General features: G+C 62.4%; 23 protein-coding genes. 6 read left to right on the forward strand and 17 right to left on the reverse strand.

From position 1 onward, the window contains the following. Positions 1–5: 5 nt before the first annotated feature. The 8 genes from LB547_RS27105 to LB547_RS27140 all read right to left on the reverse strand — a co-directional run bounded on the left by LB547_RS27105 (position 6) and on the right by LB547_RS27140 (position 8,594). On the reverse strand, positions 6–1,190 hold the full coding sequence (locus tag LB547_RS27105) for an NAD(P)/FAD-dependent oxidoreductase (RefSeq protein WP_140581301.1): 1,185 nt from the start codon (positions 1,188–1,190) through the stop codon (positions 6–8). Continuing rightward, positions 1,187–1,909 carry a class I SAM-dependent methyltransferase gene (locus LB547_RS27110; RefSeq protein WP_140581303.1) on the reverse strand — a complete coding sequence of 241 codons (723 nt, stop codon included), beginning with the start codon at positions 1,907–1,909 and terminating at the stop codon, positions 1,187–1,189. Before LB547_RS27110 ends, LB547_RS27105 begins: the two co-directional genes overlap by 4 nt. Further along, positions 1,910–2,995: a type III polyketide synthase gene (locus LB547_RS27115; RefSeq protein WP_140581305.1), complete on the reverse strand. Its 1,086-nt coding sequence runs from the start codon at positions 2,993–2,995 to the stop codon at positions 1,910–1,912. Between the two features lie 455 nt (positions 2,996–3,450). After that, positions 3,451–4,638 carry an extracellular solute-binding protein gene (locus LB547_RS27120; RefSeq protein ID WP_140672076.1) on the reverse strand — a complete coding sequence of 396 codons (1,188 nt, stop codon included), beginning with the start codon at positions 4,636–4,638 and terminating at the stop codon, positions 3,451–3,453. Positions 4,639–4,672: 34 nt separating this feature from the next. Further along, complete coding sequence (locus LB547_RS27125) at positions 4,673–5,488, reverse strand: glucosamine-6-phosphate deaminase (RefSeq protein ID WP_224656253.1); 816 nt, start codon at positions 5,486–5,488, stop codon at positions 4,673–4,675. Further along, positions 5,437–6,489, reverse strand: a complete 1,053-nt coding sequence (locus LB547_RS27130; protein WP_140558017.1) for a LacI family DNA-binding transcriptional regulator — start codon at positions 6,487–6,489, stop codon at positions 5,437–5,439. The genes LB547_RS27125 and LB547_RS27130 overlap by 52 nt, the downstream gene beginning before the upstream one ends. Before the next feature lie 210 nt (positions 6,490–6,699). Continuing rightward, entirely contained in the window at positions 6,700–7,884 is a 1,185-nt protein-coding gene (uxuA, locus tag LB547_RS27135) for a mannonate dehydratase (protein WP_140763109.1), read from the reverse strand. A gap of 35 nt (positions 7,885–7,919) precedes the next feature. Continuing rightward, positions 7,920–8,594, reverse strand: coding sequence for a GntR family transcriptional regulator (locus LB547_RS27140; protein ID WP_140525328.1), 675 nt, complete (start codon positions 8,592–8,594; stop codon positions 7,920–7,922). A 228-nt stretch (positions 8,595–8,822) separates the two neighbouring features. On the opposite strand from LB547_RS27140, the gene uxaC reads away from it, so the two are divergent. The 5 genes from uxaC to LB547_RS27165 all read left to right on the forward strand — a co-directional run bounded on the left by uxaC (position 8,823) and on the right by LB547_RS27165 (position 14,632). After that, entirely contained in the window at positions 8,823–10,223 is a 1,401-nt protein-coding gene (gene uxaC / locus LB547_RS27145) for a glucuronate isomerase (RefSeq protein ID WP_140763112.1), read from the forward strand. Positions 10,224–10,559: 336 nt separating this feature from the next. After that, positions 10,560–11,735, forward strand: a complete 1,176-nt coding sequence (locus LB547_RS27150; protein WP_140658163.1) for an extracellular solute-binding protein — start codon at positions 10,560–10,562, stop codon at positions 11,733–11,735. A gap of 77 nt (positions 11,736–11,812) precedes the next feature. Next, a complete protein-coding gene (locus LB547_RS27155; RefSeq protein ID WP_140763115.1) occupies positions 11,813–12,880 on the forward strand; it encodes an ABC transporter ATP-binding protein in 1,068 nt (355 codons plus the stop codon). Positions 12,881–12,888: 8 nt separating this feature from the next. Then, positions 12,889–13,785: an ABC transporter permease gene (locus LB547_RS27160; protein ID WP_140525304.1), complete on the forward strand. Its 897-nt coding sequence runs from the start codon at positions 12,889–12,891 to the stop codon at positions 13,783–13,785. A 1-nt stretch (position 13,786) separates the two neighbouring features. Next, the gene (locus LB547_RS27165; protein WP_140513473.1) at positions 13,787–14,632 is read left to right on the forward strand and encodes an ABC transporter permease; all 846 of its coding nucleotides are present in this window, start codon (positions 13,787–13,789) and stop codon (positions 14,630–14,632) included. Positions 14,633–14,713: 81 nt separating this feature from the next. Here LB547_RS27165 and LB547_RS27170 read toward each other — a convergent pair whose 3' ends face one another. The 5 genes from LB547_RS27170 to LB547_RS27190 form a co-directional block, all read right to left on the reverse strand. Beyond that, on the reverse strand, positions 14,714–15,709 hold the full coding sequence (locus LB547_RS27170; RefSeq protein ID WP_224655976.1) for a Gfo/Idh/MocA family protein: 996 nt from the start codon (positions 15,707–15,709) through the stop codon (positions 14,714–14,716). A gap of 17 nt (positions 15,710–15,726) precedes the next feature. Then, on the reverse strand, positions 15,727–16,749 hold the full coding sequence (locus LB547_RS27175; protein WP_140763121.1) for a Gfo/Idh/MocA family protein: 1,023 nt from the start codon (positions 16,747–16,749) through the stop codon (positions 15,727–15,729). A 7-nt stretch (positions 16,750–16,756) separates the two neighbouring features. Further along, positions 16,757–17,941, reverse strand: coding sequence for an ABC transporter substrate-binding protein (locus LB547_RS27180; protein WP_140558028.1), 1,185 nt, complete (start codon positions 17,939–17,941; stop codon positions 16,757–16,759). Between the two features lie 221 nt (positions 17,942–18,162). Beyond that, positions 18,163–19,356 carry an ABC transporter substrate-binding protein gene (locus LB547_RS27185; RefSeq protein WP_140763124.1) on the reverse strand — a complete coding sequence of 398 codons (1,194 nt, stop codon included), beginning with the start codon at positions 19,354–19,356 and terminating at the stop codon, positions 18,163–18,165. Then, positions 19,353–20,405: an N-acetylglucosamine-6-phosphate deacetylase gene (locus tag LB547_RS27190; RefSeq protein ID WP_140513463.1), complete on the reverse strand. Its 1,053-nt coding sequence runs from the start codon at positions 20,403–20,405 to the stop codon at positions 19,353–19,355. The genes LB547_RS27185 and LB547_RS27190 overlap by 4 nt, the downstream gene beginning before the upstream one ends. Before the next feature lie 111 nt (positions 20,406–20,516). On the opposite strand from LB547_RS27190, the gene LB547_RS27195 reads away from it, so the two are divergent. Then, complete coding sequence (locus tag LB547_RS27195; protein ID WP_181165372.1) at positions 20,517–21,758, forward strand: ROK family transcriptional regulator; 1,242 nt, start codon at positions 20,517–20,519, stop codon at positions 21,756–21,758. A 202-nt stretch (positions 21,759–21,960) separates the two neighbouring features. Here LB547_RS27195 and LB547_RS27200 read toward each other — a convergent pair whose 3' ends face one another. From LB547_RS27200 to LB547_RS27215, 4 genes are all read right to left on the reverse strand, one after another. Next, positions 21,961–22,413: a VOC family protein gene (locus tag LB547_RS27200; protein WP_140581319.1), complete on the reverse strand. Its 453-nt coding sequence runs from the start codon at positions 22,411–22,413 to the stop codon at positions 21,961–21,963. 64 nt (positions 22,414–22,477) lie between these two features. Then, a complete protein-coding gene (locus LB547_RS27205) occupies positions 22,478–22,756 on the reverse strand; it encodes a hypothetical protein (protein WP_140567254.1) in 279 nt (92 codons plus the stop codon). Between the two features lie 83 nt (positions 22,757–22,839). Further along, positions 22,840–23,538: an ABC transporter ATP-binding protein gene (locus tag LB547_RS27210; RefSeq protein ID WP_140513459.1), complete on the reverse strand. Its 699-nt coding sequence runs from the start codon at positions 23,536–23,538 to the stop codon at positions 22,840–22,842. Further along, positions 23,535–25,370, reverse strand: a complete 1,836-nt coding sequence (locus tag LB547_RS27215; RefSeq protein ID WP_140763127.1) for an ABC transporter permease subunit — start codon at positions 25,368–25,370, stop codon at positions 23,535–23,537. Before LB547_RS27215 ends, LB547_RS27210 begins: the two co-directional genes overlap by 4 nt.

Raw genomic sequence — 25,370 nt, forward strand, 5'->3', positions numbered from 1 at the left:
GCCTCTCAGTCGCACCCGATCGGCAGCGGTTTCGTTTTGCCGGTCAATCTGGCTCCCAGCGTCAGGCTGTTCGGGAAGCCGCTCACGAACGTGTTCATCGCGGCAGCGGACATGGGATGGGAGGCAAGGCGTGCCAACAAGGCAGCCACGCGAATGCGGGTTGCAAATTGGCTGTTCCAGACCTTCGAATAGCGGCGGCCAACAGCAATCCTCGCCGCCCGGTCCCAACGGCCGAACCTGGCCAGTTCGTTGGCTAGCAACCAGCCTGACTGCAGGGCCATCGAAATGCCTTCAGCGATGATGGGATGGGACTCACCGGCGAGGTTGCCCACCCGAAATATGTCGTCGGCAAAACGTGAACGAATGCCAGGCCGTATGGGCCCTGCGGCGAGCCATTCGCCATCGAGCGTGGCATTCACGATCGTGGAGGCGACACGGGGACACGAAGCAAGGATATGGGCATGAACAGCTTGGGCTGCCGACGAGACGTTGCCTTTTTCGCGTAGCCTGATCAAGACGTCGCGGCGCATGCAGCACGACAGCGACATCCTGTTCCGGTCGGCCCAGACCATGCCGCCATAGCCGCCGGGAAATGCCAGCAGGGGCATGAGGTCGCGGTCGAGCTCAGCGCCGGTGAAATGAGCCTTGAATCCGAAAAGATCGTGCGGCGCGTTGGTTTTCGGCAGGTTCGTCGAAAGCTTTCCTTGTTCCCATGAGCCATGCGCGGCAATCACGACCGGCGCAACGAGAACTCCCTGATCGTGCTTGCTTTCGATCCGAACCGTAGCGTTGTCACCATCGGTGCTGATCTCCGCCGCCCGCCAAGGCTGGAACACGTCGGCCCCGGCATCGCGAGCCGCATCCAAAAGTATGCCATCCAGAACGTCGCGCCCGAGCGCGCGTCCAAATGCATCTCCCGCGGCCCGCGGCATGCCCGCATCCGTGCCGGGACCCGATGCAAAAAGTGCAACCCGCTTGACCTCCGGACCGGCTTTGGCGCGAACCGCGGCGCCTCCGCCCAATCTATCCAACAGATCCAGATTGACCGCGGACATGAATTCCCCGCAAACTTTGCGGCGCGGGAATTCACTTCGCTCGACGATGGCAACAGCGCGCCCCTGGCCGCTCAAAGCCAAGGCCACCGAAGAACCACTTGGCCCGGCGCCTATGACGATGGCGTCGTACATCATGGCAAACCTTCCGAAGCGCGGTCGACGGCAAGGAAGGCGTGGGTAAACGGTCCAATTCTGCGTTCTGCACACTGGCGTCTGAAATCCGGGGGCCATAGGCTGGAAAGCTCATGACCCGCAAAACCCGCGCGGACGCTTGCCGCCGCATCGTGCAAAGTCACCTCGTTCGCGCCGATGACATGCAGAAGCGAACAGGCTCTTAAGGCAATGGCGTTTCGGCTCGGCTCGGTGGCGAGAAACACTGGCGCCAGAGGGCGAATCGCCAAAAACAGGCGTTTCAGGGCTGCGTCCGGAAAATGGTGCAGAAACAAGTTGGCCGATACCACATCGAAGGCGCCTGCTCGGGGGCTTTCGATCCATTCGAAGACATCATCGATGATGGTTTCGACCCGCCAACCAAGTGCGTAGAAATCAGCGAACCGCCTGTCTGAAATGAGGTTGAACTGGTCAAGCATGACCAGGTCGACATCTGTCCAGCGCCGGGCGAGGCGCTTTGCGACGGAAAGCATGAATGCTCCATCGCCGGAACCAATTTCCAAAAATCTGGTCGGGCTTTTGCGCACGCTTGCCTTCAACAGGCTGGCCATGATCGCGCTCTGAAACATCAGTGCGTTTATCCAGGCGAGATCACGCCGCGAACCGACGGCCCTTGGATCGTCGGGAGGCAAATTGTCGAGCAGTTCCCGCTCGATCCGACGATGGTCGAGATCATTGGCCATTCAGGTATCGCCGGCTGTGTGGAACATCATCGTCTCGGTCGTCAGGCCAGGTCCGAATGCCATGGCACAACCCACACGGTCTTCCTTTGTGGCCTCGCGCAACATTCGCTCGAGTACGAACATGACGGTAGCAGAGGACATATTTCCGTTTTCACGAAGGACCTCGCGGGAGGTCGACAACGCATCGGAACGGAGATTCAGCGCTCGCTCCACTGCGTCGAGAACGGAGCGGCCGCCCGGGTGGACGGCCCAAAGGTCGACGTCTGAAACGCTCCTGTTTCCCAGAATGCTGCCTATGTCTGTGCCGAGTGCATGGTGGATTGCGGCGGGAACCTCTCCCGACAACACCATGTCGAAACCGTCGTCATGTATGTTCCAGGTCATGAGGTCGCGGCTGCCGCCATCGACGAGCGCGTGAAAACTATCCAGTCCTATGCCAAAAGGACTGGCGCTTACCGACGCAGCCGAGCAGCCATCGCCCCACAGGCAGAACGAGAGCAGCTTTTCAAGATCGGAGGTCTCCTTGAGGTGAAGCGTACAGAGTTCGATGCTGACCACCAGAACCCGGGCCTCGGGTTCCGACCGGATGATGTGTCGTGCCTGCTTGAGTGCGTTGATCGCTGCATAGCAACCCATGAAGCCGAGGATTGTGCGCTCGATGGAGGTCGGCAGGTTGCACCGGGCAATTATTTCCAGATCCAGGCCGGGGGCGGAAAACCCCGTGCAGGTGGTGACGATCAAATGTGTGATACGGCTCCTGTCCTGACCATGAAGGAGCTTCTCCACGGCCTGTTCAGCCAGAGCGGGCGCTGTGGCCGCGAACATCTCCATGCGCTTTGCCGTGCCTGGAAACGCGCCGCGTTTGAAAACACCCTCCAAATCGACACTTGGGCCTTCAGGATCATCGGCGGGCGCAAAGCACGAATAACGATGCTCTATTCCGCATCTGTCCGCCATGCGATCAAAGATCGCCCGGCGACGGGGATCTGCCGTCAACTGGGAACCGGCAAATTGAAGAAAGAAGCGGTGAACGCCATTCTCCGGAACGGCTGCCGCAATCCGGTTGATGAAAGCTTGAGCGGGCATCTTTTCCTCGGCCTACAGCTTTAGGCTGGTGTACCGCGGACGGTGACTACGAACCCGACCGGGTCGGGACCAGCCCCTGAGAGGTGGTAAACACTCTCATAAACGTTCGGGACAGATGAAAGCTTCCCTCGTCCTCGACGATTTCCAAGGTGCCGGCCAATGGCGGCACCAAGCGCAATTGGAGGCATCCTCGCTGTCGGCGGCGCAGGCGGGCGAGCGTCGAATGTGGCACCGTACCGCAACGGATGCCGCATTCGCATCAGGGTGGATGGCATCGCGGCCGCCATATAGCCAGACGAGTCATCCATTCCTTGACCGGCCAAGGCCTGGCCAGTCGACCGCGATCTCGGGTGGACCGGCGGCTTCCCCGGACCACCAGGGGTATTGTTTAAGGCGGCCTAGCCATCATGGCGGCGGGGACAAACCGCTGTCGAATGGCGGTGCGCGGAGATACCCTATTTGCCGTTTTTGGCCCCGCCGATCTCCTTGTCCCACTTCTCGAACATGGCAACCAGCGGTTTGGCGTCGAGCGGCGGTTCGATCGGGTTGTCGGCGATCATCGCGGCATATTCGGGCCGGCCGAAACGCTTGATCGTGTCCTGGCTGTCCTGCGGCGCCATCTCTATCGGCACGTCCCTGATCGACGGGCCGGGGTACATGTAGCCGTGATCGTACATGAATGCCTGCTGCTCGGGCTCAAGGATGAAGGCGATCAGTTGCAGGAGAACGCCGAGCTTTTCGTCGGAAACGCCCTTTGGGATAGCCACATAGTTGGCGTCGCTGACCCAGTGGAAGCCCTTCAGGGTCGCAATCTTGTAGTCTTCGGGAACGATGCCGAGATAGCGCGGATTGATGTCCCATCCGGTGGTCGTGACGATGATGTCGCGCGTGCCGTCACCCAGTTCCTTCATGGTGACGGTCGTGCCGGAGGGATAATAGTCGATGCAGTCGTTCAGTTCCTTGAGATAGGCCCAGGTCTTCTCCCAGCCGTCGATAGGATCCAGCGGATCCTTGTCGCCGAGCAGGTAGGGAAGGCCCATGACGAAGGTTCGGCCGGGGCCGGAATTCGCCGGGCGCGCATACATGAACTTTCCCGGATGCGCCTTGCACCAGGCAAGCAACTCTTCAGCGGTCCCAGGAAGGTCCTTGACCCGATCCGGCGCATATTCCAGGAGCGGGCCTGACGGATACCAGCTATCGACGAAGGCTTGGCCCTTCGCCATCTGCTGCATGGCATAGGCGCCCGGTAGGTAGCGCTCGTCGAGCTTGGGGAACATATCGGCGTAGTCGGGCAGGATCTGGGTCCACAATCCCTGGTCGATGCCCGCGGCAAGGGCGTCGTTACCGGTGAGCACGAAATCGATGTCCAACCGGCCTGCCGCCTGCTGGGCCTTGAGCTTGGCGGCAAGTTCGGGCGCGGGCGCCTGCGTGTAAACGAACTTCGAAATCAGTTCCGGATGGGTCTCGGCGAACTTTTCAAGCGCCCGCTGGCTGAGTTGCAGGTCGCCGGCAACGTCGACCACATTGATGACCAGCGGTTCCTTCGGCTTCGGGAACTCCTTGGCAAGCACGAAAACCGGCCTTGCCGCCGCGGCAACGCCAGCACCCAGGATCGTTAGAAGGGCATTGCGTCGGGTTGTCATTGGTGTCTCCTCCCTTTCTAGGTTGCGTGGACGGTTATTCGCCCACGGTGTCCGGCACTTCGCGAAGCAGAGCAGCCGATTGCGGATCGAGAAACAGGTGGCAGTCGGCATGCCTGCGCAAGATACCGGCCGGCACCATCGGCGAGATCGGCGCTTCGACCGTGTCGCGCACCGCCTCGGCCTTGCGGCGGTCCGGCACCGCCAGCACGATCAGACCGCTTTTCATGATCTGGTTGACGGTCATGGAGATCGCCCTGTGCGGGACGTCTTCCAGCGTCGGAAACCAGCCTTCGCCGAACTGCTGGCGGCGGCAGCGGTCGTCCAGCGTTACCAGGTGGAACGGTGCGGTCGTCTCGAAGTCCGCGGGCGGATCGTTGAAGGCGAGGTGGCCGTTCTCGCCGATGCCCGCGAAGGTCACATCGATGGGGTGACGCGCAATCAACGCATTGATGCGCGCCACCTCGGCACCTGGATCCGGCACGTCCCCGTCGATGAAATGAAAGGCCCCGAACGACGGCAGCAACGCGGTGAAGCGCTCCTTGAGATAGCGCCGAAAACTGGCCGGATGCGTATCCGGCATGGCGACATATTCATCGAGGTGAAAGCCGGTGACGCGCGACCAGTCGATGTCATCCCGCTCCACCAGCGCGGCAAGTACCTCGAACTGGCTGGCTCCGGTGGCGACGACGATATTGGCCGCGCCGCGCGCCTCGATCGCGGCGCGGATCGACTGCGCCCCCAGTTCAGCGGCAGCGGCGCCCAGCAGCTTTTTGTCCGGTTTCACGTAAATTCGCATGATCACTCCGTGGTTGTAAGTCGATCGAGCCCCGCCGTGGCTCGCTGCGAGCACGGGGCCTGGGTTGTCGCCCTGATGACGAATTCGGTGACGAGATTGATGCGCTTGTGAGCGAGCGGCTTGCCTTGCAGCATAGCGACGAGAAGCTCGACCGCCTGCCTGCCGGCCTCCGCGCAATGGGTTGCGATGGACGTCAGGGGCGGGAAAAGGGTCGGCGCCAGTATGCCGTCGCAGCCGATCACGCTGTAGTCGCCCGGCACCGACAGGCCGCGCGCGGCAAGCCCGGCCATGATGCCTTGCGCCATGACATCGTCGAATGCGAGTACGGCGGTCGCGCCCGTCAGGACGAGTTCATCGACGCAGGCCTGGCCGGCCTCGAAGCTTGGCCGCGAGGTCGGAACCCGTACGATCTCAACCCCAAGCTCGGCGGCCCTCCTGGTCACGGTGCCGTAGCGCTGGCTGTTCGACCAGGAGAATGCCGGCCCGGCAACATAGGCGATCGATCTATGGCCCAGCGAAACCAGATGCTCCAGCGCCTGCCCATAGCTTGGCCCGCTATCGACCAGAAGCCGTACCATGCCGGGAATGTCGCGGTTGACGAGGACGCAAGGCCGCCTCCGCGCATGTTCAAGGATCTGTTTCGTGTGCAGGCGCGAAGAGGCGATGATGAAACCTTCTACCTGCGCTGACAGCTTGGTCAGGAGAATGTCTTCCACTTCCGGCGTCTCGTCAGAATCGCCGATAAACGTCGCATAGCCACATTCGCGGGCCGTCGCCTGCCCCCCACGCATCATCGCCGCGAAGAACGGGTTGGTGATATCGGGCACGATCAGCGCGATGTTGCCCATCCGGCCGGTGCTTAGTGCGCGCGCGGCATGATTGGGGACATAGCCGAGCCGCGCGGCGACCGAGTGAACCCGCGCGACCGTCTCGCGACTGAGAAGTTCCGGCCGGCTGAAAGCACGCGAAACGGTAGCCGAAGAGACGTTGGCAGCGTCCGCCACCTCGCTCAGCGTCGGTGTTGAAGATGAATTGTTCCGCTTTCGGTCAGGCATGCGCGCCCCTGTGCAAGCGCTTGCATGAAAGCGCTTGCACGAAGTCGTGTCAAGGATTGATTGGCCTGGAACAGGTCGGATAGCCGGCCTGTCCCGCGAGGACAGTCCTCCACAGGGGAACTACCTAATGCCGATCGACGTCAGACATAGGTCAGGATCGGCGCAGGCGGACCGAAGGCCGCGCCGATCAGGGTAGACCTTGCCGTGTGGTCAACCCTTCGACTGGAGCGCGTGGATCACGCCGCGCAGTTCCGCCAGACCGCGCAGGCGACCTATCGCCGGATAGCCGGGATTCACCGTTTTTGTGAGATCATCCAGCATGCGGTGGCCGTGGTCGGAGCGGAAGACGATGGTGTCGTGCGGTTCCCGTTTGCCGTCTTCGGCCAACAATTCGCGCAGTACCGCAACCATGTCCACGTCGCCGTCCAGATGCGCCGCTTCATGGAAGGTGCGGCCATCGCCTTCGCGCTTGGTCGCCCGCAAATGTGCGAAGGGGATGCGCGACGCGAAGTGCTTCGCCATCGCCGGAAGATCGTTGTCGGCGCGCACGCCAAGGCTTCCGGTGCAAAAGCACATGCCGACGGCCGGCGACGGAACTGCCTCGAAGAGCGCGTTGTAGTCGGCGGCGGTCGAGGCCACCCGCGGCAGACCAAAGAGCGAGCGGGGCGGATCGTCCGGATGCAGCGCAAGCCGGACGCCGCTGCTCTCTGCGGCGGGCGCGATCGCCGCCAGGAATTCGGTGAGATGGTGGCGCAGCCGGGCGGCATCAATGCCCGCATAACGCTCCAGCCGGTCGCGAAACTGCGGGACCGTCAACGGCTCCGTGGTCGAGCCCGGCAGCGCACTGGCGATGTTGGCGACGAGGGTCGCGGCCTCCTCTTCGCCCATCGCCTCGAAAACAGCTTTCGCCCGCTCGCGGTCTTCGTTCGAATAATCGGCTTCGGCTCCCCTGCGCTGCAGGATGTGGAGGTCGAAGGCTGCAAACCGGTCCTGGTCGAAACGCATCGCGGTCGCGCCGCTTGGCAGTTCGTAATCGAGATCGGTGCGGGTCCAGTCCACCAGGGGCATGAAATTGAAACAGATGATATGGATGCCGTTGGCCGCAACCGCTTCCATGCTGGCGATCCAGGCCTCGATCTCGGCTTTCGCCTCGCCGCCGTGACGCTTGACAGCGTCGGGGACCGGTATGCTTTCAACGACCGACCAGACAAGCGGCGAGCGGTCGGACGGCGTATCCTCGATCATCGCCTTGCGCGTCGCCACCTCCGCCTTCGTCCAGGCACGCCCGATCGGGACTTCGTGCAACGCCGATACGATATCGGTGGCGCCGGCCTGACGCACGGCATCGAGCGGAACCCCCGCATCCGGCCCAAACCATCTCCATGCCTCGCGCATTCGTCATTTCTCCAACTATTTCAGGGCTGGTCGGCTCAAATAAACCAGTCGGGGTAGGCGTCGCGCAGTTGCTCGACATCGGGAATGACAGCGCCCAGGTGGATTCGCATGGCCTCGCAGGCAGCCTTCACGTCATGCGCCCCTATAGCGTTGCGGATGACCGTATGCTCGCCAATCACATGGTCCATGCGGCCGAGCGCGGGCAGCGTCATGCGTCGCGCCCGGTCGATCTGCACCTTGACCGGCTTCAGATAGTTCCAGATGCCGGAATAGCTGGCTATTCGGGCAATCGCCTCGTGAAAGGCCTCGTCGGCCTCGTGAAAGCCGTTCATGTCCTGTCGTTCGGCAAGGAACCGCTGCCGCGCCAATATGTCGTCGAGCTTTCCCACATCGTTGCCGTTTGCGCATTGCGCGGCCTTTTCGACCGTGGCGCCTTCCAGCGCCTTACGGATGACGACGGCTTCGGGAATGAGCGAGATCGGTATCGGCGCGACGAAGGTTCCCGACTGAGGATAGATATTGACCAGCCCGTCTTCGACCAGACGAATCAACGCCTCGCGCACCGGCGTGCGGCTGACACCGAAACGCTCGGTCAGCACCTTTTCATTCAAGGCGTTGCCGGGCTTAAGCTGCATGGATACGATCGCCTCGTGCAGTTCGCGGTATACTGCGGACGCAGCCGTCGTACGCACGATGCCCGGCCGACGCATCTTCGTTCGAACGGGGGCGGCGTCGCGGTCGGAGCCCGCAATGCCCGCATGCGCCTTTGCTGATGTCATTTCTCGATCCCCGATCTTCAATCAGTTGCATATTAATATATTATTCCTTACTGTTCGCCAATATCGGAACGCCGCTTCATCCCAAATTATGATCGCGCGCATTCAATCGCCCCTCCTTTCCGAACGCCGCTTTCGCGGCTCGACCGCAAGGATTTTGCAATGCCGCTCCATCCCGACAGGCTTTTTTCGCCTGACCCTACCGTCCGTTCCATCGCCAGGCGCCTCTATGAAGGCGTGCGTGCCTTGCCGATCATCTCCCCGCATGGCCATACCGAGCCGGATTGGTATGCGTATGACCTGCCATTCCCGGATCCGGCCACGCTGTTCGTCAAGCCCGACCACTACATTTTGCGCATGTTCTATTCCCAGGGAATGCGCATGGAAGATTTCGGCGTCCCACGACTGGATGGGGGCCCGATCGAAACCGATCCCCGCAAGATCTGGCGCCGCTTCGCCGAGAACTACGCCCTTTTCCGCGGCACGCCGACACGGCTGTGGCTCGAGCATTCGCTGGCAACGGTCTTCGGAATCGAAGAGCGGCTCGGCGCGAAGAATGCCGACCTTCTTTATGACCGCATCGCCGAACAGCTCGAGCGGCCGGAGATGCGCCCGCGCGCGCTCTACAAGCGTTTCAACATCGAAGCCATCTCAACGACGGACGCCGCCACCGATGCGCTTGCCGCGCATGATGCGATCAAGGCTTCCGGATGGGACGCCCGGGTTGTGCCAGCCTACCGGCCAGACGCCGTCGTCGACCCTTCGCGCAAGGGTTTCCATGCCGAGGTGGAGCGGTTCCTGGCGTTGGCCGGAACGCCGGCCAGCTATCCCGGCTATCTTGAGGCGCACCGAATCCGCCGTGCATATTTCAAGCAGCGCGGCGCGACGTCCACCGACCACGGCCATCCGAATGCCCGCACCGCCGACCTGTCGAAGGCGGAAGCAACGGCTCTGTTCGACCGGGTGCTGAAGGCCGATGTTTCGCCCGAGGATGCCGACCTGTTCCGCGCGCAAATGCTGACCGAAATGGCGCGCATGAGCGTCGAGGACGGCCTGGTCATGCAAATCCATCCCGGCTCTTTCCGCAACCACAACCCGCAGATTTTCGCCGAGTTCGGCTTCGACAAGGGCGCAGACATTCCCACCGGCACCGATTATGTCCACGACCTCAAGCCGCTCCTCGACGCGTTCGGCAACGACACGCGCCTGACATTGATCCTGTTCACACTGGACGAGACGGCCTATGGGCGCGAGCTTGCGCCGCTTGCCGGGCATTATCCGGCGCTGCGCCTCGGCCCGCCCTGGTGGTTTTTCGACAGCCCCGAAGGCATGTACCGGTTTCGCAAGCTTACCACGGAGACAGCCGGCTTCTATAACACTGTGGGCTTCAACGACGACACCCGTGCCTTCTGTTCGATCCCCGCGCGGCACGACATGGCGCGCCGCGTCGACTGCAATTTTCTCGCGGAATTGGTGGCTGACCACCGGCTCGACGAGGACGAGGCGCAGGAAGTGGCGCACGATCTCGCCTACCGCCTGGCCAAGAAAGCCTATAGGTTCTGACCATGGCGCAGCGGCTTTCCAATCGAACCTGGGTGACCTGCCGGCCGGGATCGGGCGCGCGGACCGCAGAGGTCGGCTCGGCTACCGAACTGGCCGCCGTCTTCCAGCGGCTGAAGCAGGTCCTCGACACCGATCTCCCGGCCGAGCCCACATTTCGCGAGGCTAGGAACCGTATTGACCGATCTTTTGAACGACGGCGCCGCAGCCACCCTGCCGCGATGGGCGCAGCGGTTCCTGCACGGAGCAGAAAGCGGTTGTTTTTGATGACTGGTAGATTAATATATCAAAATTGAAATCCTGCCGGACAAGACAGGACCAGCGGAGGAGATGAAGATGATCAAGATCACTCGGCGACAGGCGGTCGGCGGATTAGCCGGCATGGCGGCGCTTCCGGTTGCGCGCGCGTTTGCCCAGACCGCCAAGCTGCCGACCGCGCCCGTCACCATCAATATCGTCGATGTCGCCGGCAATCTGGCGCTAACCCAGAAGGCGATCGAGAATTACAAAACGGCCAAGCCGGAACTGATCTCGAACATCGTCTTCACCAAGGCGCCCGCCCCCGAGCTTCCCGGCAAGATCAAGGCACAGCAGGCGGCGAACCGCGTCGATATCGACCTCGTGCTTACCGGAACGGATGCGCTGTCGGCAGGCCTCGAGATGGACCTGTGGGTCAAGCTGCTTCCTGACGATTCGGGCGCCTTGCCGAAGCTGGCCGATATCTATCAGGAGCCGGCAGCGCGGATGCAGACGCTGGCCAAGGACCACGGCGTCGTCGTCACCTACTACCCGTCCGGGCCGCTGCTCGAATACATGCCCGACAAGGTCAAGACGGTGCCGACCACGGCGGAGGAGCTTCTGGCGTGGGCCAAGGAGAACCCGAACCGGTTCCTCTATGCGCGCCCGGCCAATTCCGGCCCCGGCCGCACCTTCTTGATGGGTCTTCCCTATCTGCTCGGCGACAGCGATCCGAAGGATCCGGTCAAGGGCTGGGACAAGACCTGGGCCTATCTTAAGGAACTGCACAAATACATCGAATATTATCCGACCGGCACCGGTGCGCTGATGAAGGAACTCGGCGAAGGCACGCGCGACATGACGGTGTCGACGACTGGCTGGGACATCAACCCGCGCGTTCTCGGCGTCGTGCCGAAGGAAGCCAAGGTTGGGGCGCTGAAAGGCTTCCATTGGGTCGCCGACGCCCATTACATGTGCGTGCCGAAAGGGGTCAGCGACGAAAAACTGGCCGTGCTCAAGGACCTGATGGCATTCCTGCTGACGCCTAAGCAGCAGGCCTATACCTATGACGAGGGCTATTTCTATCCGGGCCCGGCGGTCAAGGATGTCACCCTCGACATGGCGCCGCAGGAAAGCCAGGATGCGATCGCCGAATTCGGCCGCACCGAATATGCCGACCTGATCGCCAACAACCCGATCGAACTGCCGCTGGAGCCAGCTTCGATGGTCACGGCATTCCGAATCTGGGACGAACAGGTCGCCGCCACCGCGAAATGACAAACCTTTGATTGTCAGCGCATAATAGGAACCGGGCATGCCGCCCGGTTCGCCTACAACAATGGGGCTACGAACGGATGCTGCTCGCCTCGTCGAAATTCGACGAACTCCGCCTCGATCATATGAGTCGAAAATTCGGCAGTATGAGCGCGCTGAGTGACGTTTCGCTGACCGTGCGCAAGGGGGAATTCATCGCCCTGCTCGGACCTTCGGGCTGCGGCAAGTCGACCGCACTGAACTGCATCGCCGGACTGCTTTCCACCACGGGCGGCAGCATCTATCTCGACGACAAGCGCATCGACCAGCTTAAGCCGGAAGACCGCGGCTTCGGCATGGTCTTCCAGAACTATGCGCTGTTCCCGCATATGACCGTCAAAGCCAATATCGGCTTCGGCCTGAAGATGCGCGGCACGCCCAAGGCCGAGATCACGCAACGCGTCGACGAGGCGCTGGGGCTGGTGCGGCTGGAAACGCAGGGCCACAAGCTGCCGGGTCAACTGTCAGGCGGTCAGCAGCAGCGGGTGGCCATCGCCCGCGCCATCGTCATCGAGCCGCCGCTGGTGCTGATGGACGAGCCGCTCTCCAACCTCGACGCGAAATTGCGCATCGAGATGCGTGCGGAAATCCGGCGCATCCACAACCAGCTCGGGGCCACCACCCTTTATGTGACGCATGACCAGGACGAGGCCTTGTCGCTTGCCGACCGCATAGTCGTGCTGCGCGATGGCCGAATCCGGCAGGTCGGCGCTCCGCGGGACCTCTATGAGAGCCCGGACCATCTCGACGTCGCCGAATTCATGGGTTACCGCAACCGGCTAACCGGCAAGGTCACCCGGCGCGACGGCGACATTGCCATGGTCGAAGTCGGCGGCGTCAGCCTTTCGGGCAGAGTGCGCGACGATCTCGCGGTTGGCGCGCAAGCCGTGATCGCCGCCAGGCCGGACGATGTCACCGTGAGCGACAAGGGCATCGGGACGCTTGATGCGAAGGTCGAAACCATCGAGTATCGCGGCCGGGAATTCGTCGGCACGGCACGCACCGAGGGCGGCCTCGAGCTGATCTTCCATGCCAGCCAGGCCGCGTCGGTCGGGAACACGGTTTCGCTCTCGATCGATTCTGCCCACGCCCTGATCTACGCGGCCTGAGGACGGCGATGTCGACGCTCGATCATACGCCCTCTCCTTCCCTGCGCCAGCGGCTGGCCTTGCACGGGATCGACGGCGTCACCCTTCTGGTGCTTCCGGCCGCCTTGTTTACGCTGGCGATCTTCGTCTATCCCTTTGTCTACGGCCTGCTCCTGTCCTTCCAGCCGAAGGAAGGGGGGCTCCTCGCCAACTACCAGCGTTTCTTCTCCGACCCGTTCCTTTACAACACCATTGCCACAACGCTGTGGCTGGCGGTGCCGGTCACCGTTATCAGCCTGGCGCTGGCGCTGCCCATCGCCTTTCGCGTTCGCCTGATGACGCACCAGCGTATGCTGACCACCATCCTCGTGCTGCCGGTAACGCTCGGCACGGTGCTGGTGGCGGAAGGCCTGCTCAACTATCTGGGACCGCAGGGCTGGTTCAGCCGCACGCTGATGTTGTTCGGCGTCATCAGCAGTCCCGTGAAACTCACCAACAATTACTGGGGTGTTTTCGCGTCGCTGATCATCACCGGTTTCCCGTTCACGTTCCTGTTGACGCTTTCCTATGTGACAGGCATCGATCCGGCACTGGAACAGGCAGCGGCGACCCACGGCGCGCGCTCCTGGCAGCGGTTCCGCTATGTGTTCCTGCCGCTGCTGATCCCCGGCCTGGCCATCGCCTTCCTGCTTTCGTTCGTACAGGCCTTCGCCGTCTTTCCGTCGGCGGTTCTGCTCGGTGCGCCGGCCGGGCCGACCCGCGTGATCTCGATTGCGGCCTACCAGGCCGCCTTCGAGCAATATGACTACTCGATGGCCTCGGCAATCGCGATGATCATGGCCGGTGTGCAGTTGGTCATCGTCGTCGCCATCCTGATGCTGCGCAACCTGTTCTATCGCGGCAGCACCGCAGGCGGAAAGGGCTGACATGATCCGCGACACAACCATCGCCGCCAAGCTCTGGATCACCGCCATCTGGGTGGTGGTGGGTTTCTTCGTACTCAACCTCGCGGCGATGATTGCCACGGTCATCCTGTCGTCCTTCGGCACGCGCTGGCTGGGCACATGGATTCCTGCCGGCTTCACCACCCGCTGGTATTTCGCCGCCTGGGCGGAATTCCAGCTCCACGATATCCTGATCGTAACCTTCCAGATCGCCTTCACCGTGGTCGCGCTTTCAGGCCTGCTCGGCGTGACGGCAGCCTATGCGCTGGCGCGGCGCGATTTTCCCGGCAAGAAGCTGATCATGCTTCTGTTCCTGCTGCCGCTTCTGGTGCCGCCGATCACCTTCGGCATTCCGCTGGCTACCGTGCTCTACCAATCGGGGGTCGGCGGCACATTCTGGGGCGTGGTGCTGGCCAATCTTGTGCCGACGGTTCCTTTCGTCATCCTGGTGATGATCCCCTTCATCGAGCAGATCGATCCCAAGATCGAGGCGGCCGCGCGTGTCTTCGGCGCCAACACGTTCCAGCTCTTCCTCCATGTTCTGCTGCCGATGCTGATGCCGGGCATCTTGGCGGCGCTGCTGCTGGTGCTGGTGCGTACCATCGGCATGTTCGAACTGACCTTCCTGACGGCCGGGCCGACCAGCCAGACGCTCGTCGTGGCGCTGTACTATTCTGTCTTCGCCTCGGGCGTGCGCGCGGTGCAGTCGATCGACGCGATGGCGGTGGTGTATATGATAACGACGCTGGTCTGGCTGCTGATCGCACTGCGCTTCGTCAATCCGACGCAGATTGTCGCGCGGGCAAAGCAGCAGCCCGCCTCCGCCTGAAGCAGGCTTTTCTTTCCGCCGCATGATGGCGGCGGAAAGCCACTCTCTCCAGGAATCCTGGAGCGTTCGAGAAGGAAGCTCTTATACGGGTTGGTTGCTGGCCGGATCCGCACGGATGAGGGCTGCGATCAGGCGCTGTGTCTGGAGCGCCTCCTCACCCGTCACGACCGGATCGCGATCTTGCGAAATCGCATCGGCGAAATCGTCAATCAGCGCACGATGCGCGTCATGGGGGAAGTCCATGATGGCTGCGCCGCTGCCTGTCTTCCCCTCCGCCTCGACGCGCTCTTCGCGCCCGTCGAGCCAGTCGACGCTCAGCGCCCCGCCGGTCAGCGTGGCCGTGCCGAGCGAGCCGACAATCTCCATGGTTTCAGGCGAGCCCGGATAGGCCGCCGTCGTGGCGAGCAGCGAGGCCGGTGAGCCGTTGCCGAGCCGCATTAGGGCGGTGACGTAATCCTCAGCCTCCATCCGGTGCAGGCCAGTCGTCCGCACCTGCGAAGCCAGCACCTCTACCTCTCCCAGCAGAGAGCGGAAAAAGTCGATGGCGTGGATGGCCTGCGACAACAGCACGCCGCCCCCGTCCCGCGCGAAGCTGCCGCGGCCGCCGGTGTCGTAGTAGGCCTGCGGCCGCCACCACGGAACCCGAAGACTGGCCGCCTCCACCGTGCCGATGGCGCCGGAAGCCAGCAGTTGGCGCAGCCGCAGGCTGGCCGGCCGGAAACGGTGCTGCAGGACGACGCCGAGGCGCAGGCCGGCCCCGCGGGCCAGCGTGACCAGCTTCTCGGCGCGGGCCAGTGTTGTTTCGAGCGGCTTTTCGACGAGCACGTGCTTGCCGGCGGCAAGGGCCAGTTCGGCCACCGCCAGATGTGCGTTGGCCGGCGTCAGCACCAGCACCGCCTGAACCTCGGGATCGGTAATCGCGGCCGCAATATCGGTCGTCACGGGAAAGGAAAACTGGTCGGCAAAGGCTTCTGCCGTCGCCTGGCTGCGGCTGGCCGCCCATTTCACCTCGATCCTGCCCGCAAGATCGACGAGGCTCTTCGCATGCGGCAACGCCGCCGGACCCAAGCCGATCATGGCGATACGTAGCCTGCTCATCGCGCGTTCCTTTCCTGCCCCGTCACGACGACCGCCGCCGCCTGCGCCTCGAGCGCCAGCCGGCAGACCGTGAAGACATGCTCCTGCGTCATCGCCGTTTCGGTACGCTCGCGCACGTCGGCAAGCAGGCGCTCGAAATAGGATATCTTTTCGCCCGACGCATCGAAATGGCGCGTGCCCTGGCCATCGACGAGGAATACGTGGTCCGCGCCAGGTTTGCCGGCTATGTCGACATATTTCCTAAGCTCGATCGTGCCCTTGGTGCCGAGCAGGATCAGCCGTCCATCCCCCCAGGTCGGCAGCCCGTCGGCGGTGAACCAGTCGACGCGGATATAACCGCTCGCTTTGTCTCCCCGCAGGAGGATGTCGCCGAAATCCTGAAATGCCGGAATGTCAGAAGCGCCAAAATGGCCGACCGCACTTGAAACGACATTCGCGTCGGCGCAGCCAGTATAGAACAGGAACTGATCAATTTGGTGCGAGGCGATATCGACCAGGATGCCGCCGTAATTCACGGGATCGAAAAACCACGCCGGGCGTAGCGCACGGTTGAGCCGGTGCGGCCCCAGGCCCGTCACATGGATGACTTCGCCGATGGCGCCCTCCATCGCCAGCTGCGTCGCCAGCGTCGAGGCTCGGGTCAGGAGGCGCTCCGAAAAGCAGATCGAAAAGATGCGTCCCGTCTCACGCACGGTCTGCCGCACGGCGGCAAGCTGCTCGAACGTGGTCAGGCCGGGCTTGTCAGCAAGCACGTCCTTGCCATGCCGCATGGCCTCGACGGCAATGGCGGCCCGGTCGGAGGGGACAGCCGCGGTAACGACGAGGTCGATGGCGGGATCCTCGATCAGGCGCCGTCGTTCGACCGGCGCGATCCGTGGAAAACGCTCGGCGATGCCGGCGGCAACCTTGGGATCGGTCGTCGCGGGATCGTAGCCGGCGCACTCGGCGCCGGCATCCAGAAGCCCACCGATCAGGTCATAGACGTGACGATGATCGATGCCGATCACGGCAAATCGCATTGGTCCGCTATTTCATCTTGTTGGCACCGACCTCGCGGTCCCATTTCTCGAAGGCGGCGACCAGTGCTTCCGGCTTTAACGGCGCTTCGACCGGGAACTTCCTGATCAGCTCTTCATATTGTGGGCGGCCGAACTCTGCGATGGCGTCCTGGCTTTCCTGCGGCGCGGCGCTGAGCGGTACGCCCTTGACCGCCGGGCCGGGATAGAAATAGCCCTTGTCGTAGGTGTAGGCCTGCTGCGCGGGTTCGAGCATGAAGGCCATGAGCTTGACCAGAACCGCGACCTTTTCCTCGGCGACGCCCTTGGGAATGCACATGAACTGCGTATCGGGCACCCAATGCGTGCCTTCGAGCGCAAACGTCTCGATCTCCTTCGGCACTATGCCCAACACGCGCGGGTTGATGTCCCAGCCGAAGGTGGAAACGATCATGTCGCGGGTGCCCTCGGCCAGCTCCTTCATCGTCACGGTGGTGCCGGAGGGATAGTAATCGATGCCTTCATCCAGCGCCTTCAGATAGGCCCAGGTCTTCTCCCAGCCATTGATGGGATCGGAAGGATTTTTGTCGCCGAGGATGTAGGGCATGGCCATCAGGAAGGTCCAGCCCGGTCCCGAATTGACCGGCCGCGCATAACAGAATTTGCCGGGATTGGCCTTCACCCACGCCAGCAGTTCGTCGGTGTTCCTGGGAATGGTCTTGACCCTGTCCGGCGCATATTCGAAGAGTGGGCCCGACGGCGAATAGACGACGGCGACACCTTCGTTCTGGCCGAAGTTCTTCTGCATCATCAAGGCGCTGTCGAGATAGACGTCCTCAGCCTTGGGCAGCACAGTGGGATATTTCGTCCACACGTCGATCCACAGGCCCTGGGTGATGCCGTCCGACATGGCACCCGGACCCGTCAGCACCAGGTCGATGTCGACCCGGTTGGCCGCCTGCTGCGCGGCGAGCTTGGCCGGCAGTTCGGGGGACGGCGCGCGCGAGAACGTGATCTTGGAGACGAGCCCCGGATTTTCCTTGCCGAATTTCTCGATTGCCGCCTGGGTAAGCTGCAGATTGCCCGCGACGTCAATGATGTTGAGCGCCACCGGCGAAGTGGGCAGGGCAAGCTCGTCGGCGAATGACCTGCCAAAGGGCAGCGCTGCAAACCCCGCCAATGCGCCGAGCGCCTGGCGGCGTGAAATCGTGAACATCGTCGTCCTCCTCATTTATTTTCTTGAAAGAGCGATATCTCCGCACTTTCATCCCGGCTCTCCCAGATGAATGATATATTAGTCTATTAGTATCGAATGCAACACAAATGACGCCCCGCTGCGCTGAAGGTCCCGTCGCGGACAGGCCGCGTCAGGCCGCGCCTAGCATGCTGCACTATCCTAGCGCCAGCCCCTCGACGCGGCCGGCCTTTGGCGAAGCATCAGGATTTCTTTGCGCCGACCAATTCGTCCCACTTTCGGAAGGCGGCGATCATCTTTTCCGGCGGCAGCGGCAGTTCGATCGGGTTGTCGGCGATGAGGCTGGCATACTCGTCCCTGCCGAAACGTTTGACGATGTCCTGGCTGTGCTGCGGCGCCATGGAGACAGGCACGTTCTTCACCGCCGGGCCGGGGTAGAGATAGCCCTCATCGTAGGAATAAGCCTGCGCTTCGGGCGTAAGCAAAAATGCCATCAGATCAAGCACCACGGCGAGCTTGTCGTCGGAAATGCCTTTCGGAACGCACATGAAAAAGGCGTCCGAAACCCAATGGAAGCCCTTGAGCGTGCCGATCCTTGCCGATTCCGGCACGATGCCGAGGGCACGTGGATTGATATCCCATCCCGTGGTCGAAATGATGATGTCGCGGCTGCCTTCCCCGAATTCCTTCATGGTGACGCCGGTGCCCGCGGGATAATAGTCGATATACTGGCCGATCTCTGCCAGATAACCCCACGTCTTCTCCCAGCCGTCGACGGGATCCTGCGGATCCTTGTCGCCGAGCAGGTAGGGGAGACCCATCATGAATGTGCGGCCAGGGCCGGAATTGGTGGGCCGCGCATACATGAAGCGGCCCGGATTGGCCTTGGCCCAGGCTAGCAGCTCCTCGACCGAGCCGGGAACCTCCTTCACCCGCTCAGGGGCGTATTCGATCAGCGGGCCGGAAGGATAGTAGTTGACGACAACGCCATATCCCGCGCCCTGCTTCTTGTGCAGGGCCAGTGCGGCCGGTTCGTAATTGTCCTCGATTTTGAGAAACTTGTCGTTGAAATCAGGCAGAATCTTGATCCATGTGCCGTTGGCTAGGCCTGCCGCCAGACCGTCGGAGCCGGTCAGCACCATGTCGATATCGACGCGGTTGGCTTCTTGCTGCGCGCGCAGCTTTCCGGCAAGCTCGGTCACCGGCGCCTTGGTGAAGACGATCCGTTCGGTGCGCTCGGGATATTTCTTGGCGTAGTTTTCGAAGGCCGGCTGCGAAAGCGCCAGCGCGCCGCCCACGTCCATCACCGAAATGACGACCGGCGATGCCGGCAATTTGGGTGACTGCGCCCAGGCCCGCGTCGTGCCGGCGAGGAATGTACCGCCAATGCCGCCAAGGATGGTGCGGCGATTCACCTTGAGTTCACGAGCAGTCATGGTTGTCTTCCTTCCCATTTTGTCGTTTGCCGGTCGTATTCGCGTTCTTCTTCTCCGACGCGCGCATGGGTGATGGTCATGTCGGGCGCCCACTCGATCTCGCTGGCGGGCACGCGAAGGCCATGCGCGTCCAGCACCGGCTGCAGCAGCGCCATCACATTTGCCGAGGCCATATCGACAGCCTGTGCGAAACCGGCGATGCCCCAGCGCACCAGGTTGCGCACGGCGTCGTCCAGTCGCAGCGCCGACCCGGCGAGCCCGATGCCGCCAGGAACGCGGACCGAGCCATCGGCGCGGCTCTCGACCCGCATTCCGGCAAATTCGTAAGACCCGTGCGGCGCACCGGCCGCCGAAACGGCATCGGTAACCAGGACCGACCGGTCCAGCCCTTTTGCCCGGACCAGCGATTTCAACGCGCCTGGCGGAACGTGAATCCCGTCGGCGATGAATGTCGCGGCGAGACGGTCTTCGGCCAGTTGGGCAAACAGGGTATTGTCCAGTTTCGGCAAGGTTTGCGGCAGCCCGTTGCCGAGATGGGTGGAAAGGACAGCGCCAGCCGCCGCGGCCTGCGCCACGAGCTCAAAACCGCAAGCCGAGTGGCCGATCGAAACAAGAATGTTGTGCCGGTTCATGGCCCGTATGAAAGCAATGCCACCTTCCACTTCGGGAGCCAGCGTCGTCAAAAGGATCGGGCGCTTGAGCAGCGACTGCAGACGCTCAATGAGCGCAGGATCCGCAGCGGTCATCGCCGAGGCGGGATGGCATCCGGAATAACCCGGGGCGGGATTGAGGAACGGACCTTCCAGATGATAGCCGGGGCACATGAGGGGACCGAGGCGGCTTTCGGAGACAGCCTTGTCGAGAGCGCTGAACCGCGCCGACAATTCGTCCGGCCTTGCCGTGATGATCGTCGGCAGGCACGCTGTCACGCCGCACGCCAGGAGGGCCTCCAGCGCTTCGTCGAGTTCCGCCGCCGTCAGGGTCCCCGAGTTGAAATCGACGCCGGCGAAGCCATTGACCTGCATGTCGACCAGACCGGGAGTAATCATGTTGCGGCCGATCGCCAAGATTCCTTACGCGGAGAGTACACGGCTTGATACCGCTTGCAAGCCATTTTTGAATAATGTTATCCAAAAATGCGAAAGGAAAAGAATCCGGGCATGTTGACGCTCTACACCGCGGATTTCGAGGACGCCCGCCAACGCGACTGCGCACGCGTCATCGCCAGCCTGCACGAAGGCGGCGGCAAATCCCGCGCCGCACTTGCCGCCGAGTTGGACATGACCTCGATGGCGATCTCGCGCGCCATCGCCGACCTCGTCGGCAGGGGCATCATCGAGCAAAGCGTCGGCCAGGTGAGCGGCCGTGGCCGCCCACCGGCGCAAATCGTTTTGAACCCCGGTTGCGCGGGCGCGACCGTCCTTCTTGTTTCCAGCCAGGAACTGGTTGGCGTCCTTGTCGATTTCCGCGGAAGTGTCCTCGCCCGGCAAACCGCCCATGTTCCGTCCGACGCCGATTCGGCCCGCATGACCGCGACGATGCGTGACCTTGTCGCCGGTCTGCTCGGCAGCTGCCCGTCTGGCATGCGTCATGTCGGAACGTCCGTTGCCGTTTCCGGCATCGTGGACGTGAAGACCCGGACGTGGATATTGACCTCGCGATGGCCGAACGTTCGCGATTTCGACGTCGGCAAGGCGCTCGATGGCATCACGCCGCGCGTGTTCCTGTTTCGCCAACTGGATGTCGAATTGAGCGCCCGATACGCCGTGCCGGGCATGGAACGACTGGAAGGCGCCTTCATTCTTCATTGGGGTTGGGGCATCGGCCTGGCCTATCGCGGCAGCGACGATGCGCCGATGCGCCAGGGCGGCCCCTTCGGCGAAATCGGCCATTGGCGTTTCAACGTGCTCAAGGATCGCCCCTGCGGATGCGGCAACCGGGGCTGTCTCGAAACAGCAGCTTCGCTGTCAGCCCTGTTGCCGGTCATACGGGAGATATATCCGTGGGCTTCAGGGGAGGAGGAACTCCTCTCCAGCCAAATCGAGACGATGGAGCTGACGGATATTCCCGAAATCCGGGTCGCCGTCGATCTTATGGCGCGCGCGCTGGGTAACGCCTGCAGGCTGCTTTTCCCCGAGAAGGTGTTCATCACCGGCCCGTTTACCTGCAATGCCGGACTCTACGAACTTCTACGCTCCCGCTTCGAGGCGGAAGGATTGATCGGCACCTTGCGCCTGCCGACCCTGATCTCCGATCGCTCCAGCCTGGACTACGTCGTCCAAGGCGCCGCGCAACCGCTTCATGAAATCGCCGTTTGCGTGCTGCTCGGCACGCCGCAGGGGAAACCGAATGGCGCAGGGCGGAGCCGGCGGAATGGAAAGCGGCAAAGGCCGATGCCCTGACGCGAAGCATCTGAATGATTGACGCTGCGGGTTCAGAGATCCGGGAGCAATCTCGATGCCCCACACCTCTCACGTCCTGTGGAGAATGCTGCGACGCCGCTCGGGCGAAGCTCACTGCCTCGCGGAGGTTTTCGAGCCGGTTCTCACTAACGAGCCGCACAGCGAAACAGCCGCATTTAGCATGTCGCCAGCGTTTTCTTCTTTAGGCCAGGAGCGCATTCCCGCGCCGTTCCATCTCTGCCGGATCGAGGTCCTCCCTCCACGACAGGAGCACCCAGACGTGGCCGAAGGGATCGCGCACGGTGGCGGAACTGGCGCCATAGAACATATTCGTGGGTGGCTGAATCTCTTCCGCGCCAGCCTTGACCGCGCGCCGCAGCAAGGTCGCGTTATCATCAGTGAAGATGTGAAGGCCAGCTGTGCAGCGACCAAGTGTCCGCGGCTCGCCGTATAGTCTCTCGTCCGGATCCCCGATCATGATCACGGCTCCGCAGATCAAAATCTCGGCGTGCATGATTTTGCCGTCTGGGTGGGCAATTCGGAACAGTTCCATCGCTCCGAATGCCCGCTCATAGAACGCGATCCCATCCGACGCCCCGTTGACATAGATGTGAGGGACAATCGCGTTTCGATATCTCTCTGGTCGTTCAGTCATCTCGGTGTCCTCGCGCCAAATATCAGAGCGCTCGCTTGCGGTGCACAAGCCGGCGAAACGCTCTTTACAGGACCCGGCGGAAAGCCCGCCTCAGTTCGGCCACCGCACCGCCGGAGACCATCAACCGTGCGTCGACACGATCCGTTCCGGGTTCCACGCGATCATCTGCTCGACTGCCGCCGAAGCCGCCGCCGGCTCGACTTGAAATTCCTCGAAAATCGAACGGTACCTCTCTTTTCCAACATGGCAGGTCGGCAATCATCCAGGCCGACTCCAACCTGGAGACTGTCCTGATATTTCCGGCGATCAGCGGCTGGCGCCAGAAGGCGATACGGTCCTGCAAGCGATGGCCTGGATAGTCGCCGGCATGAAGCACGGATGGCCGAAGGCGGTCGGAAGTCGAACGCCATCCGCGGCTGCTCGCCCCTAGACGCCGAGATGATGCTGCAGCAGCCCCGGCTGTGTCTTGAGCTCGGCGGCCGGGCCCTCGTGGGCGATATGGCCGTTATTGATGATATAAACGCGGCTCGCGAGCGCCAGCGTCGCGGCGATGTTCTGTTCCACCAGCACGATTGTCTGCCCTGCCTGGGCCAGTTCGCGGCAGGCGCGCACCAGATCGTGCACAATGACTGGAGCAAGTCCTTCGAAGGGTTCATCAAGCAGAAGGATCTTCGGGTTGCGCACCAATGCACGGGCTATGGCCAACATCTGCTGTTCGCCACCCGAGAGATCCGTGCCACGGCTGGTGCGCCGTTCCTTCAGCCGTGGGAACATCGTGTAGATGCGTTCCAGCGGCCACCGGTCGTCGGCGGTCAATCCGGCCAGAATGATGTTTTCCTCGACGCTCAGGCTGCCGAAGATGCGCCGATTCTCGTGCACGAGCTGCATGCCTTCCCGAGCGATGCTGTGCGCCTTCCTGCCAACCAGCTCAACCCCGTCGAGCTCAACCGAGCCGGCTCGTGGCGTCACCACGCCCATCAGGCTCTTCAGCGTCGTCGACTTGCCCGCGCCGTTGCGCCCGAGCAGCGCCACGACCTCGTTTTTCTCGACCCTCAATGAGACGTCGAACAGAATGTGACTGTCGCCATAATAGCTGTTCAACGCCCTGACTTCGAGCAGGCTCATGCCACCTCTCCATGTACCCCGCCGAGGTAGGCTTCCTGCACCTTTGCGTTGGTCTTGATCTCAGCGGGCATGCCTTCGACCAGTACCCTGCCCTCCTGCAGGACGGTCACTTTCTCGACCAGCTCGAAGAGCGAATCCATGTCGTGGTCGATGATGATCATCGTGCGTCCACGTGCGATTGACTTGAGCAGCGCCACGGTCTCGACGCGCTCGCGCGGGCTCATGCCGGCAAGCGGCTCGTCAAGCAGGAGCAGGCTCGGCGACGTCGCCAGCGCAAGACCGATTTCCAGCCGCCGCTTCTCGCCATAAGCCAGTTCCGAAACGGGCCGATCGAGCCGCGCCGTAAGGTTCACCAGCGCCGCCGTTCGCTCGACCTGCTCATTGAGACCGGGAACGCTGTGGATACTCTTGAACAGGTCAAGCCGGAACTTTCCACGCGCCTCGCCCAGCGCGGCAATCATCAGGTTCCGCCGCACCGTCAGGCGGTCGAACAGCTGGTTGATCTGGTAGCTCTTGGTGAGCCCGAGCTGGCACACCTCGGACACGCCCATGCCCGTAATGTCGCGGCCGGCCAGCATGATGCGGCCGGAGGTCGGCGCGATCTCGCAGGTGAGCATCTTGAAGAACGTGGTCTTGCCCGCGCCGTTGGGTCCAATGATGCCCCGTATCTCCCCATGATCGACACTGAAGTCGATGTCGCTGTTGGCTGTGATGCCGCCATAGCGTTTGGTTAGGCCCTGCACCTGCAGGATCGGTCCGGATGCTGGCGCAGTGCCATGCCGGCGCGCCGGCATCGGTTCGACGACCGTCACGACGTGCGGCGCACTCTCGACCGCGGTATTGGCCCGTTCGATGCGCTTGCGGCCGCCGGTCAACCCATAGAGATCGACGATCGCACCGACGATGCCGCGCCGCAGGAAGCAGACCAGCAGCACGAAAACGATGCCGAGCACCAACTTCCATGTGGCGCCGAGATGCAATGTGTTCTGGAAAAAGTCGCTCAGATACAGCCACACCGTCGCGCCCACCAGTGGCCCGAACAGTGTGCCGGCACCGCCGATCGCCGTCTGCATCACGACCTGGCCGGACGTGTCGAACATGAAAGCGTCCGGCGGCATGAAGCCCTGCATGACGCCCAACAGGCCGCCGGCAAAGCCGGCATAGATCGCCGCAACCACGAAGGCCGTGAGCTTGTAGCCGTGTATGTCGTGGCCGAGCGCCGCGGCGCGGAGCGGATTGTCGCGGATCGCCGAAAGGATCGCGCCAACCGGCGAGCGTACGATGCGAAGTGCGACGACAATGCCGACGAAATACCAGAACGCCAGGAAGGTATACATCGTCCAGTCGGTGTTGAATTCGAGTACTGTGAAGCCGAGGTTGACGACCGGGGTTGGCACGCCAGGCAAGCCGTTCTCGCCGCCTGTGAATGCCGAGAGCGGATTGAACTCGACAAAGAAGAAGACTTCGGCGATGGCCACCGTGATCATGGCGAAATAGATGCCGGTGCGTCTCAGGGCGATCAGGCCGATCACATAGCCGACGACACCCGACACGACGGCGCCCATGACGATGGCAGCCATGACATAGGAGAAGCCGGTTTCAGTCAGGAGATAGGCGGCGAACATCCCGCCAGTACCGTAGAAGGCCGACTGGCCGAACGACAGCAATCCCGTGTAGCCGAACAGGATGTCGAAGCCGATCCCGAACAGGCCCCATATAAGGATACGATTGATCGTGCTGGGCGAAAAGCCGAGATGGGGCAGCACGAACGGCGCCAGGACGAGCGCCAGCGCCGTCAGAAGCTCGACAAGGAAGGGATGTTTGATGTTCAT

The organism is Mesorhizobium sp. B264B1B, assembly GCF_020165765.1.
Lineage (GTDB): Bacteria > Pseudomonadota > Alphaproteobacteria > Rhizobiales > Rhizobiaceae > Mesorhizobium.